This window comes from Pseudomonas sp. LBUM1674 (assembly GCF_059695635.1).
This window is the reverse complement of sequence record NZ_CP166779.1, coordinates 4,937,715-4,950,146: the sequence shown is the minus strand read 5'-3', so window position 1 is coordinate 4,950,146 and position 12,432 is coordinate 4,937,715. Positions and strand designations below refer to the sequence as shown.

At 61.6% G+C, this 12,432-nt stretch carries 8 protein-coding genes; 2 read left to right on the top strand and 6 right to left on the bottom strand.

The genetic code is table 11. The features are described 5' to 3' along the window. Nucleotides 1–21 precede the first annotated feature (21 nt). Nucleotides 22–381 (top strand): DUF6124 family protein, encoded by a 360-nt coding sequence (locus tag ACA067_RS22755; protein WP_497458601.1) that lies wholly within the window; start codon nucleotides 22–24, stop codon nucleotides 379–381. A gap of 237 nt (nucleotides 382–618) precedes the next feature. Here the strand turns inward: ACA067_RS22755 and ACA067_RS22750 are convergent, their stop codons facing one another. The 5 genes from ACA067_RS22750 to pvdM form a co-directional block, all read right to left on the bottom strand. Beyond that, the gene (locus tag ACA067_RS22750) at nucleotides 619–3,096 is read right to left on the bottom strand and encodes a TonB-dependent siderophore receptor (RefSeq protein ID WP_497458600.1); all 2,478 of its coding nucleotides are present in this window, start codon (nucleotides 3,094–3,096) and stop codon (nucleotides 619–621) included. A 296-nt stretch (nucleotides 3,097–3,392) separates the two neighbouring features. After that, nucleotides 3,393–5,042: a cyclic peptide export ABC transporter gene (locus tag ACA067_RS22745; protein WP_497458599.1), complete on the bottom strand. Its 1,650-nt coding sequence runs from the start codon at nucleotides 5,040–5,042 to the stop codon at nucleotides 3,393–3,395. Between the two features lie 306 nt (nucleotides 5,043–5,348). Beyond that, entirely contained in the window at nucleotides 5,349–6,227 is an 879-nt protein-coding gene (gene pvdO / locus ACA067_RS22740) for a dihydropyoverdine dehydrogenase (RefSeq protein WP_497458598.1), read from the bottom strand. A gap of 134 nt (nucleotides 6,228–6,361) precedes the next feature. Next, nucleotides 6,362–7,642 (bottom strand): pyoverdine-tailoring periplasmic protein PvdN, encoded by a 1,281-nt coding sequence (gene pvdN, locus ACA067_RS22735; protein WP_497458597.1) that lies wholly within the window; start codon nucleotides 7,640–7,642, stop codon nucleotides 6,362–6,364. A 28-nt stretch (nucleotides 7,643–7,670) separates the two neighbouring features. Further along, nucleotides 7,671–9,020: a pyoverdine-tailoring dipeptidase-like protein PvdM gene (pvdM, locus tag ACA067_RS22730; protein WP_497458596.1), complete on the bottom strand. Its 1,350-nt coding sequence runs from the start codon at nucleotides 9,018–9,020 to the stop codon at nucleotides 7,671–7,673. A gap of 253 nt (nucleotides 9,021–9,273) precedes the next feature. Between pvdM and pvdP the strand changes: the two genes are divergently transcribed. After that, a complete protein-coding gene (pvdP, locus tag ACA067_RS22725) occupies nucleotides 9,274–10,902 on the top strand; it encodes a pyoverdine maturation tyrosinase PvdP (protein WP_497458595.1) in 1,629 nt (542 codons plus the stop codon). Between the two features lie 129 nt (nucleotides 10,903–11,031). Here the strand turns inward: pvdP and ACA067_RS22720 are convergent, their stop codons facing one another. Further along, complete coding sequence (locus ACA067_RS22720) at nucleotides 11,032–12,426, bottom strand: efflux transporter outer membrane subunit (RefSeq protein WP_497458594.1); 1,395 nt, start codon at nucleotides 12,424–12,426, stop codon at nucleotides 11,032–11,034. Nucleotides 12,427–12,432: the final 6 nt, after the last annotated feature.

Genomic DNA, 12,432 nt, shown 5'->3' with positions numbered 1-12,432 from the left:
TTCGCATTAGGAGTTTCATCTATGTTCAAGGTAACGCCCAATCCGCCGGACAACGATCCGGCATCCCCCTACGAAAACCTCGATTCAAAAAAGCCCCTGGAAGCCGCCGAACACGCGCTCGACCATCACCTCAATCCGGCCGCCAACATCATGGCCACTCCGCGCACACCGGGGACCATGTTCATCGTCAACCCCGAGCTCGATACCGAGACTCTGCTGGCCCATGCTTGCGAGTCGCTGGCATCGGCCAATGTCATGACCATGGACCTGGCGGACCATATGGAGGGGCCTGGCCGCCATTCACTGCTGGGGATTGCGCAGGTCATCATGCTGGGGGAGTTGGCGGTGAATCGGGCGTTGGATCGACTCGACCCGCCTTAGTAATCATTGCTCCTTCGCCTGATGTCTGGTGCCGGGATTTGTAGCAGGGCGGCCATCGCCTTCGCGAGCAAGCTCGCTCCCACAGGTGGCCGATGTGAACATAAATTCTGTATTCACTGAAGATCCCCTTTGGGAGCGAGCTTGCTCGCGAAGACGGCATCACAGTCACCATAAAACTCTCAGCCAAAAAAATGCCCGCATCTCACGACACGGGCATTTTTCAGTTCAGCTCAGCGCTCAGAAATCATACTTCGCGGTGAGTTGCAGGTTGCGCGGCTCGCCGTAGAACGTGGTGCCGAAGTTGCCCAGGCCGGTCAGGTACCGTTTGTCGAAGACGTTGTAAGCATTAACTGTGAAGCTCAGGTGGTCGTCGTACTGGTAACGGCTCATCAGGTCTACGAGGGTGTAGCCGCCTTGCTTGAGCGAGGTCGCACCGGGCTCGCCATTGCCCACGTTAGGGCTGAAGCTCTGGCCGTAAAAAGCACTCTGCCAGCTGACACCGCCACCAACGGTGACCTGGTCCAGGGCGCCGGGCAGGCGGTAGGTGGTGAATGTGCGTACTACGTGTTCCGGTTTGCTGGTAGCCAGCGGGAAACCGAAGATGCGCTGTTCGTCCTTGTCGCGGGTACGGGCATAGGTGTACCCGGCCGATATGTTCCAGTCCTGTGCCAGTTCGCCGGCCAGTTCCAGTTCAACGCCATTAGTGGTGGCACCGTCGACGGCTTTGTAAATGCCGTCGCCGGTAATCTCATTGGTGCCGATCGACTCAGCAACGTTGTCCTGCTCGATGCGGAAAAAGGCAAGGCTGGCGTTCAGTTTTCCTTCGAAGTAGGCCGCTTTCAGACCGGTCTCGTAGCTGTTGCCTTCAACCGGTTCCAGGGTCTTGCCGCTGGCGTCCTTGTTGATTTGTGGCTGATAGATGCTGGTGTAGCTGGCGTAGACCGAGTAGGTGTCGTCCAGGTCATAGACCACACCGGCGTAAGGCGTGACGACGCCGTGTTCCTTGTAGCTGGCGTGTGTGTCGGTGCCGGCGCCTGAGTAGTAGCTGTAATCCTCGTTGTACTTGTAGGTGCTCACACGGCCGCCGAGGATGAATGACAGGTCGTCGGTCGGACGCAGGCGCGTGGCCAGGTAAGCGCCGTTCTGGCTCAGAGTGCGCTCGTATTTGCCGATTTTCGGAAAGTCCGGTTTTGCCAGATCGCCGTTCCAGTCATAGATGCTTCCAGGAACCAGTCCATCGGAGCCGGGAGCGCCAAAGTTGGCACCCGTCTGACGGGAGTGGGACGTCATGAAGCCAGCCACCAGTTCATGCTCGCGACCGCCCAGGGAGAACGGGCCGGAGACGTTCACGTCGGCTGTATTCTGCACGCGATGGCCTTCCCAACGCCCCCAGTAAAGGAACATGCCTTCGCCGGTAGCGCGGTCCGGGGCACCGCCGCTGGCCGAAGCCAGTTGGGTGTCGTGATCGGTGGTTTTCTGATCGAAACTGGCCTTGAACTTCCAGTCGTTGGCCAGTGCTTGCTCCAAAGATGCGAAGTAAGTGGTGCTGTCGAAATCACGACGGCTCCAGTCGGCGCCCGGGTTGAAGCTGCGAGAGAAGTCTGTACGGCCGCCGTCGGCAAAGTAAACCGTGTTACCGGTCCAGGAGCTGCCGCGCGGGGTGGCGCTGGACTTGTCGACGCCCAGGGTCAGCAGGGTGTCGTCGGTCAGGTCCGCTTGGAGGATGCCGTAGTACAGGTCTTTCTTCTGGCTGTAATGGTCGATGTACGAATCTTTGTCCTGCAGGGCGCCGACAAAGCGGCCGCGCACGGTGCCGCTATCGTTCAACGAACCGGAGATGTCGCCTTCGGTGCGATAGTTGTCCCAGGAACCGGCGGTGGCGCTGACCGACGCCTTGAAGTCCTTGGTCGGCTTCTTGCGCACCAGGTTGACGGTGGCGGATGGGTCACCCGCGCCGGTCATCAGGCCCGTCGCACCCTTGATGACTTCGATGCGGTCGAGGTTTGCAGCGTCGTCGCCGTTGTTCGGATTTTCACCGTAGACACCGTCATAAGGAATGTTGACGCCATCGTATTGAAAGTTGGTGATAGCGAAGCCCCGCGCGGAAAACTCGGTACGGTCGCTGTCGTACTTCTGCGACGTAACGCCCGGAGTATTGCGCAAGGCGTCGGCGACGCTGGTGACACCACGATCATCCATCTGCTGACGAGTCACCACGGTCACCGATTGCGGCGTTTCACGCAGGGTCAGCGGCAGCTTGGTGGCAGTGGTGGTCGCGCCGGTGGTGTAGGAACCGGTGTCTTCGGTGGTCAGCCCCAGGGCCTGGCCGGAAATGGTGGTTGCGCCCAGTTGCAGGCTGGAGCCGCCGCCGGACACCAGGGTGACAGTGTTGCCGTTGATCTGGAACGAAATGCCGGTGCCCTTGAGCAGTTCAGAAAGGGCCTGGGAAGGCTCCAGCGAACCGGACACCGCACGGGACTTGATCCCGGCGACCTGGTCCGGGCTGTAGAGGATCTGCAGGTTGGTCTGCATGCCCAGTTCAGTCAGCGCGCTGGACAGCGGCTGGACCGGGATACTCACTTTTACAGGTGCCGCATTGGCCATCGAGCTCCCCAGCAAGGTGGCGGTCAGCAGTACGCTGGTGAACAGGGTGCGATGCAAAGTCGGGCGCTGTACGGCCAGCGCGAGAGGTGTGCGGCGGGTTAGAGGTCGCATTACTTACCTGAGCTCCTGAAAAAGTGTTGTGCAGAGTTTTTGTTAATAAGAATGATTATTAGACGCAGCACGAACGGAAAACCGGAAAGAAACCGGGAAAATAAATTTACGGAGGAGCAAAGCTGCGCAGAAACGGGGAGGAGTGGGCCAGCCCAGATGCCAGCCCGTCAGTGAAAAACCTGTGGGAGCGAGCTTGCTCCGGGCGGCGATCCGACGATAGCGGTGGGTCAATCACCATCAATGTTGAATGTGATGGCCTCATCGCGAGCAAGCTCGCTCCCACAGGTAAATAGCGTTCAGGCGGGGGCCAGTTCAGTGACAACCCGGCCGCTTTCCATGCGCACCAACTGATCCGCCACATCGAAATACCGGTCATCGTGGGAGATCACGATGATGGTCTTGCCCTGGCGCTTGAGGTCCGGCAGCAGCTCGGTGTAGAAGATCCGGCGGAAGGTCGGGTCCTGATCGGCCGCCCATTCATCGAACACCAGCACCGGACGTTCTTCGAGCCAGGCATTGACCAGGGCCAGGCGTTTGCGTTGGCCGGTGGAGAGGTCGGTGGTGGTGAAATTGCCGTCCTTGACGCTGACCTTGTGCGCGATCTCCAGCCGTTGCAGGTACTTGTTGGCGTCTTCGGGGATGTGCGTATCGCCCTGGACCACGTCATCGAACAGGTAATAGTCGGCGAAAATGGTGGTGAACAACTGGCGATAGTCGTCGCGGTTCTGCGCGTCGATGGCCACGCCGTTGACGCGGATTTCACCCTGCTGCGGCGTGTACAGGCCCAGCAGCAACTTGATCAGCGTGGTCTTGCCACAGCCGTTCTCGCCGACGATGAAGGTGATGTCGCCTTGCTTGATCGTCAGGTTCACCGGCCCCAACTGGAACGGCGCGGCACCTTCGGCTGCCGGGAAGCTGAAACGCACATCGGCCAGTTTCAGTTCGTGCACCGCTGGCTGGACGTTGCCCTGATCGTTGAGCAGCAGATGCGGTTCAGGGGTGGAAAATTGTTCGGACAACTCGGCGATCCGGCGAAAAGCAATCTGCGCACGGCTGACGATGGGCAAGGTGCTGATCAGATGCTCCAGTGGGCCTTTCATGTACAGCAGCACCAGCACGAAGCCGCTCATCACGGTTTTGTCGGCGCTCGGCCAGTAGGTTTGCAGCGCCAGGGCCAGGCCGATCACCACGAAGAACAGCATCGAGCCGAAGGTCTTGGCGATGACGAAGGTGTTGATCGAGCGCACCTGGGTGTTGCAGATGAACTCGGCGGTGGCCTTGATGCCCGAGACGAACATGCGCTGGCGGCGAGGGCGGTGAATGCGCAGTTCCTTGGCGCCTTCGGCAATCGCGTTGTAGTGTTTTTGCAATTCGTCTTCGGCATCGCGGGCGGCCATGAAACCCTGCACGCCCTTGCTTTGGGCATAGGCCTGGATCGCCGTGCCGATCAGGATCGCGGCGACCATGATCAGGAACATCGGCCACGACAGAATCGCCAGGTAGCCCATGCAGCCCAGGGTCACGGTGACGGAAATCGCCAGCGGCGCGAAGGCGAAGGCGAAGTCGCTGATGGTGTCGACGTCGTGGGTCAGCACCGGGATCAAGCGGTGGCTGCGATAGCGCTCGATCTGCTCGATCGGGGCCGACAGGACTTTTTCGCCCAACTGTTTACGCAGCTTGGCGATGATGTGTTGGCCGACATAGTTGGTGCCGATGTCCGAGCAGATCGAGCTGGCCAGTGCCAGCAGGCACAGGCCGGCGAACAGCGCGACGACGCCCTGGGTCAGGCCGGTTTCCGAGTGCAGGGCGTTGTTGATGGTCGCCAGCAATACCGTGACGCTCAGGCCGCCGACCATGCCCAGGAAAATGGACGCAGCGACGATGAGCCGAAAGGGTTTCAACAGGGCGAACAATTCGCCGATGGCGCCACGGGTTGGCTGGGTCATGGAAGACGGTTCCTTGGGTCGTGAAGGCAGATACCCAGTAGAACGTCTGGTGGGAGGCTTAATTTACAAGGGCGCCGACTGGCGGTGAAGCATTGCTCACTGACCCCACACAATCCCTGTAGGAGCTGCCAAAGGCTGCGATCTTTTGACTTTGCTTTTAAAAACAAGATCAAAAGATCGCAGCCTTCGGCAGCTCCTACAGGGATCAGCGTCGCCTCAAAATAGCGGTGTCACAGGCAACGATGATGTTGGATGTGACGGCCTCTTCGCTGTCGAGCCAGCTCCTACAGGGGATCGCGTGCCGGGTTAGAGGTCGCGGACTATGCGGAAGCCCATCCAGTCGCCGCGCTCTTGCGGGTATTGGCTATTGCGGTTACCGGAGCGGGAGAACACCGGGGCTTCACCCCAGTCGTTGCCACGAATCCGTATGGCTTCGCAGTTGGCCTCGACCCAGGCGCTGCCATCGGTGGGGGCGCCGATGTAGTTCGGGTGTTCGCAGTCTTCGACCCACTCATACACATTGCCGTGCATGTCGTACATGCCGAACGCGTTGGGCGGGTAGCTGCCCACTGGCGAGCTGTAGCTGAAACCGTCCGCCGGGCCATAGGTGTTGGCGTGCCTGGCGATGCTGTATTCCTTGCCTTCATCGAACGGGAAGGGGAACGGACCCTTGGTGCCGCCGCGTGCCGCATATTCGCGTTGCGCCTCGCTGACCATGCGATATTTCTGCCCGGTTTTTTTCGACAGCCAGGCGACGTAGTTTTTCACGTCATCGAAGTTCATGCACACCGCGGGCTGGCGCGGGCTCTGGGGATAGCGCGGCTTGCTGGCGATGCACTCGCGACCGGGGCGGGGGTCGCCATTGGCGATGGTCACGCCACTTTCGTGCACGTAACTGTCCCACTCACCGGCGGTGACCTGGAAGCGGCTCATGGCGAACGGCTTGGCGAAGGTCACTTCGTGCATCGGACCTTCGTCGGGTTCGCGCCCGACTTCGTCGTCAGGGGTGCCCATGGTGAAGGTGCCGGCGGGCAGTACGACCATTTCCGGGCAATCGCGGCAGTCCTTGAATACCTTGCCGGGTTGCGCAGCGGCAGCGGCTTGGGCGGTGGCCGGCAGCAGGCCGGCCATGAGGGCGGTCAGGGCGAGCGCCTTGAGCGGGCGGGGTAGCAGATCACTGTTCATGCGTTATCTCGATAAAAAAACGGGTATCGCGCCAGGCCCCTGTGGGAGCGAGCTTGCTCGCGATGGCGGACTGTCAGTCGACACCCATGTCGACTGACAGTCCGCCATCGCGAGCAAGCTCGCTCCCACAGGGTTCAGGTGGTCTTGCTCAGCAAGGTGATGAAGCGGTCGATATCTTTTTCAGTGTTGAGCAGGCCGGGGGCGATGCGGATTACCGGGCCGACGTCGCGCTCGACCGAGTCGCAGACCACACGGTTCTGCATCAGCTGGAGCGCAACTTTTTCGCAGTCCCGGTCCTTGATCCGGAAGAAGGTGAAACCGGCGGACAGGTCCGGGCTTTTCGGTGTGACCAGCTCGACTTGCGGATGCTCCAGCAGACGATTCTTGGCGTAGGTGTTGAGCGCATGGATGCGTGCCTGGACTTCGGCCTTGCCCAGCTCCAGGTGCAGCTTGAAGGCTTCGTCCAGCGCCCAGCGATGTTCAAAGCTGTGGTAGCCGCCAGGGGTCATGATGGTGGAAAAGGTGGTCGCCTCGGAGAAGGTCGGGATGGTCGGCGTCACGTCCTTGAGCTCGGCTGAACGGGCGCAGATGATCCCGGTGCCGCGCGGGCCGAACATCCATTTGTGGGTGCCGGCAATGAAGAAGTCGCAATGCATGTCGGGGAAGTCGAGGTCCTCGACGCCGAAGCCGTGCACGCCATCGACCACATACAGGATGCGGTCCTTCTCTGCGCGGTTGCGGTTGTGTTCGTCCACCAGTTTGCCGATTTCGCCGATGGGCAGTTTCACGCCGCTGCCAGATTGCACCCAGGTCAAGCCCAGCACACGGGTTTCGGGACGAATGCCTTTGGCGATCAAGCCGAGCACTTCATCTTCCGAAAGGGTGTGAGTGCTTTCGAACAGCTTGAGCTTGCGCACCTTGACCCCGTCCTTTTGCTGGCGGTAATCCAAGGCGTAGTTGGTGGCGTAGTGTTCGTGTTCGCTGGTGAGGATTTCCTGGTCCGGGCGCACATGAATACCACCATAGATCATCGACAAGCCTTCGGTGGTGCTGCCGGTGAGGGCGATCTGCTCAGGTCTGGCCTTGAGGTAACGACCGGCCCAGACGCGCACTTCTTGTTCGCGCTTTTCGTTTTCTCCCAGGTCCCAGTCCATGGCCAGGCCGGGGTTGCGGTCGAGGTTGGCGCGGTGTTTTTCGATCGCGTCACGCACCGGTTTGGGGTGCGAGGTCACCAGGAAGTTGGCGAAGTGCAGGTAATCCGGGTCCTGATTGAACAGCTGGCGCAGTTGCGCCCATTTGTCCCGGGCCAGCGGCGCCGGGCTGGCAGCCAGCGCCGGCAGGTTCACGGCGGCGCCAAGGGGCAGGCCCGCCGCGAGAATGCCGGCCTGTTTGAGGAATGAACGACGGTTGGTCATGGATTCGGTTCGCCTGGCAAAGTCGGGATCAATGGTTGGCCACGGGTCTGGAAGATTTCTGCACCTGGTCCCAGACCCGCAGGAAATTGCCGCCCCAGAGCTTGGCGATATCGGCTTCGCTGTAGCCGCGGCTGAGCAACTCGGCCGTCACGTTGCGGCCCTCGCTGACGTCCTTCCAGCCATCGAGGCCGCCGCCGTCGTTGAAGTCGGAACTGATGCCGACATGGTCGATGCCGATTTTCTTCACCGCATAATCAATGGCGTCGCCGTAGTCCTTGAGCGTGGCCTTGGGTTCTTCGTCGACTATCGCGTAGAGTTCGCTGGCGTACTCGCCGAAGCGTTGCTCGGACCAGACGGTGATCACCGGATCGCCCGGCATCAGCGCCATCTCCAGCCCTTGCAGCGGTTGCAAGTCGAAGCGGGCGCGCAGGGCGTTGAGCTTGTCCTGGGTGGCCTGGCTCAGCGGACGGATATACGTCGGGAAGCCGACAATCTGCACCACGCCGCCGCTGTTCTTGATCAGCTGCATTTCCTGGTCGCTGAGGTTGCGCGGGATGTCCACCAGCGCCCGTGGCGCCGAGTGGGAGGCGACCATCGGGGTGCGGCTCAATTGGGCGACTTGCTCCAGGGCCTTGGTCGACATCTGCGACACATCGATGATTACACCGAGGTCGTTGAGACGGTGCACCGCTTGTTTGCCGATCTCCGACAGGCCGCCGAGGGCGTCCCGGGAGTCGTTGAAAAACGGCAGCGGTCGCGACGAGTCGGCCCAGGCGTTGTTGCCCACGTAACTGAAACCGAACATGCGCATGCCGCGAGCGGCCCACTTGTCCAGGGCGTTGAGGTCGTTACCCAGTGGATAGGCATTGAGCATGCTCAGGAAGATCGCGAACTTGCCTTCGCCATGCAGACGGCGGAAATCGTCGGGGGTGTAGGCGATGGCGACCTGATTGGGGAAATCGCGCACCATCGTGCTGATGATCTTGTAGCGGGTTTCCTGTTCGAAGCGTGCCTCGTCGACGAAACCGGCGGTGGGGCGGTGCGGGGCGTTGTCGCCGTTCCAGATTTCCGGCCAGCCAAAGATGGTCAGGGCCGCACCGGACAAACGTCCGCGCCCGCTCTTGACCAGGTCGAACTGGCCGCTGCCGTCCTTGTCGGCTTCGTTGCCGGCGGTGCCGAAATCCATGGGCACGGTGATGTGGCTGTCGAACGAGAGCATGCGTTCCTGGAGTTCATCGGCCTGTTTCATCACCTTGACCGGGTAACCGGGGTTGCCCTTGAACCAGTAATCCCAGGCCGCAAAACCGGCGCCGGCGCTGATCGCCAGGGCCAGCGGCAGGCCGATGTAAAGCGCCTTTTTCGAACGTGGTTTTGTCATTGCCGTCTCTGTCAGGTTCGCCGTCCCCGAAGCGTGCGCAGGGGTCTTTGCTATCTGAAAGGAACGAGTGGCCGACCAGGGAATTTAGGCTGCCCCAAAAGATCGCAGCCTTCGGCAGCTCCTACAGGTGCACGCCATTCCAATGTAGGAGCTGCCGAAGGCTGCGATCTTTTCGGGAACACCATAAATTTATGCGGGGAACAAACGTTCTAGCTTGGATAAAGCCTGCTTCATGGCTGACACAGGTAGGGCAATGACGATTTCTCGACGATGGTTCATGGCAGGCCTGGCGCTGACCGGCGCCGCCGTGCCTGCGGCGTTTTATGGGCATCGTGAATGGACGAAACCGGATCCGACGATCACTCCCGGTGAAGCGTCGTTCGATGTCGCGGATGTCGTCGGCCAGCACCTGGCAAACACCTTGCGCGGGGTCTGGCAGATTCGTTTCGAAGGCCGTGACGCCGGCATCGAAGGCCTGCCCCGGGACGGGCTGGAAGTGTTCCTCGACGTCGGCCACAAAGGGCGCGGCTTGATCGGCTTCCTCGACACCGCCGAACGTTTGCGTTCGGCCGAAGAGCCCCGCTACCGGGTACTCGGCGACCTGGCCGAGGCCAAGCCAGCCGAATTGAGCTGGCGGCTGGTCAGCGCCCACGCGGCTAACGGCACCCCGGATTACGAATTCAGCATGGCACTGGACGAAGTCTGGGCCAGTTTCGGCAACGCCGGCAGCGGCACCCTCAGTGGTCGGGTGATGAACCTCGATCGTCCGCTGATGATGACCGCGCAGGACAACCACTTCATCGCCGTCAAGCGCGTCTTCCCTGAAGCCCGGGAGCGAACCGGTCTTAACGCGCCGCTACTGGCCTGGCTGGTCTCTCCCGAACATCGATTGTTTCATCAGCTCTGGCATGCCTCCCGGGACAAGTGGCACACCTTGTCCGAAGACAAACGCAGTGCCCTGCGTGGTATCGGCTGGCAGCCGGGCCCTCGCGACAAGGAGCGAGATGCCCGTGGCGCGCGCAAGGACCGCAACGGCTCGGGTGTGGATTTTTTCTTCATGCACCGGCACATGCTCGGCACGGCGCGCTCCCTGCAGGACTTGCCGTCGTGGCCACATTTCCCGTTGCCGCAGCCGGAGCTGGCGCGGGATCGCATCGGTTTCGCCAATTATTTCGACAACCACGACGGCACCGCGCTGCCGCCGACCTGGCTGGCGGACGACGATGCCGAGTATTCGCAATGGGTCGCCGACATCAAGACCGCCGAGACCTACCACAGCAATTTCCAGGTCTGGGAGTCGCGTTACCGCGATCCACGCTATCTGTCGAAACTGACCCTGGGCCAGTTTGGCTCAGAGGTGGAGCTGGGGCTGCACGACTGGCTGCACATGCGCTGGGCTTCGGTGCCGCGTGATCCGTCCAACGGCCAACCGGTGCCGTTCGCCCGGGATCCGTCGGACTTCTCGGCGCGCTGGTTTGCGCCGGAAAACGATTTCCTCGGCGATCCGTTTTCGTCCCATGTGAGCCCTGTGTTCTGGCATTTCCACGGCTGGATCGACGATCGCCTGGAAGACTGGTTCCGCGCCCATGAGCGCTTTCATCCGGGGGAGGTCAGTCGGCTGGAGGTCAATGGCGTGGCGTGGTTCGCGCCTGGACGCTGGGTCGAAATCGACGACCCGTGGCTCGGTCCGGGCACCCATGGCTGCAGTACCACGCCGGGGCTGCAGGCGGGCAAGTCGGTGGAAATGGACCCGGAAACCATGAAGCTGGCGTTGCGCATTACCTTTGGCGAGGACGAGAAGAAGCTGGCGGACCTGTTCCGCAAGGTGCCGCAACGGCCTTGGTATGCGCGGCATTTGAAGGCCAGGCCGATCTCTACCTGATCATTCCCACGCTCCGCGTGGGAATGCAGCCCGGGACGCTCCGCGTCCCATCAAGAGCCGAACGCGGAGCGTCCGTTGAGGCGTTCCCACGCAGAGCGTGGGAACGATCGCCCCCCGTAGCGACGCAGATTACAAAGCCTGCCACCCGCCCCCAAGCGCCTTGTACAACGCAATACTCGCCTGCAACCGCGACAACCGCAGCTGCACATTCAAATCCTGCGCCGCATACAAGGTGCGCTGTGTCTCCAGCACCGTCAGCAAGTCCTCCGCCCCGGCCTCGTAGCGGCTTTGGGCAATGGTGAAAGCGGTCTGCGCCTGGTTCAGTTCTTCCCCTTGCCACTGCCGCTGTTCATCCAGCCCGCGAATGCTGTTAAGCGCTTTTTCCACGTCCGCGAAACCATTGATGATCGCGCCGCGGTAATTCTCCAGCAGCTCTTCCTGGCGCGCCGTGGCCTTGTCGCGCTCGGCGCTCAGGCGGCCGTTGTTGAAGATCGGGGCAAGCAATCCGGCCGTGAGGTTATAGAACGGATTGCGCAGGATGTCGGCGGCGCGGTCGGCGCCGGAGCCCAGTTCGGTGCTCAGGGTTACGGCCGGCAACATGGCGGCACGGGCAACCGTGACATCGGCTTGTGCGGCGGCCAGTTGCGCTTCGGCCCGGGCGATGTCCGGGCGGCGGGTGAGCAGTTCGCTGGGCACGCCGGCTGCGATGGTCGGCCATGACAGCTGGTCAAAGCGTTCTGCCCCCAGGCGCAATTGCTGAACCGGCCGACCGAGCAGGGCGGCGAGACTGATCAAGGCGTCCTGGGCCTGTTGCTGCACCAGCGGCAATTGCCGTTGTTGCGCCGCCACCAGACTCTTCTGCTGGGCCAGTTCCAGGGCGGTTGCCGAGCCGGAATCGAAACGGGTCTGCACCAGTTTCAGGACGTTTTGCGCGTTGGCCAGATTCAACTCGGCAATGCGGCTTTGCTCGCGCAATGACAAGGCTTGCGCGTACGTGTTGGCGACGCCGCTGAGTAGCGTCAACTCTACCGTCGCCTGATCGAATTCGCTGGCCCGCAAACCGAATTGCGCGCTGTCGCGGGAGGCGCGTTGGCCGCCCCAGAAGTCGATTTCGTAACTGGCGCTGAGGTTGGCGTCGAAGTAATCCACGGCCTTGTTGCTGCTGTCGGCGTCGAGTTGGCTGTAGCCATTGCCGCGCAGCAGCTTCTGGCGATTGGCGTTCAGGGCGGCCGTGACTTCAGGCAGCAACGAACCGCCGGCAATCACCGTGTCGGCCTGCGCCTGACGCACCCGGGCGATGGCGGCGGCCAGGTCGTAGCTACCGACCCTGGCTTGCTCGACCAGGCGATCAAGCTCTGGGCTGCCGAACTGCGTCCACCATTGCAGGTGACTGTGCGTGGCATGTTGCGTGTGCGGCAATTGCCAGGACAAAGGCGGCTGGATGCCGCTGTCCGGGCGCTGGGCGGGGCTGCCACAGGCGCCGAGCAACAGGCAAAGGGTCAGCAAACTCAGTTGCGGCTTCATGGAGAG

Excerpts from the sequence above, each read along its gene's own strand:
- pvdP (WP_497458595.1), top strand. The coding sequence starts at position 9,274 with ATGACGATTTCTCGACGATGGTTCATGGCAGGCCTGGCGCTGACCGGC.
- ACA067_RS22720 (WP_497458594.1), bottom strand. The coding sequence starts at position 12,426 with ATGAAGCCGCAACTGAGTTTGCTGACCCTTTGCCTGTTGCTCGGCGCC.
- pvdM (WP_497458596.1), bottom strand. The coding sequence starts at position 9,020 with ATGACAAAACCACGTTCGAAAAAGGCGCTTTACATCGGCCTGCCGCTG.
- pvdN (WP_497458597.1), bottom strand. The coding sequence starts at position 7,642 with ATGACCAACCGTCGTTCATTCCTCAAACAGGCCGGCATTCTCGCGGCG.
- ACA067_RS22745 (WP_497458599.1), bottom strand. The coding sequence starts at position 5,042 with ATGACCCAGCCAACCCGTGGCGCCATCGGCGAATTGTTCGCCCTGTTG.
- pvdO (WP_497458598.1), bottom strand. The coding sequence starts at position 6,227 with ATGAACAGTGATCTGCTACCCCGCCCGCTCAAGGCGCTCGCCCTGACC.
- ACA067_RS22755 (WP_497458601.1), top strand. The coding sequence starts at position 22 with ATGTTCAAGGTAACGCCCAATCCGCCGGACAACGATCCGGCATCCCCC.
- ACA067_RS22750 (WP_497458600.1), bottom strand. The coding sequence starts at position 3,096 with ATGCGACCTCTAACCCGCCGCACACCTCTCGCGCTGGCCGTACAGCGC.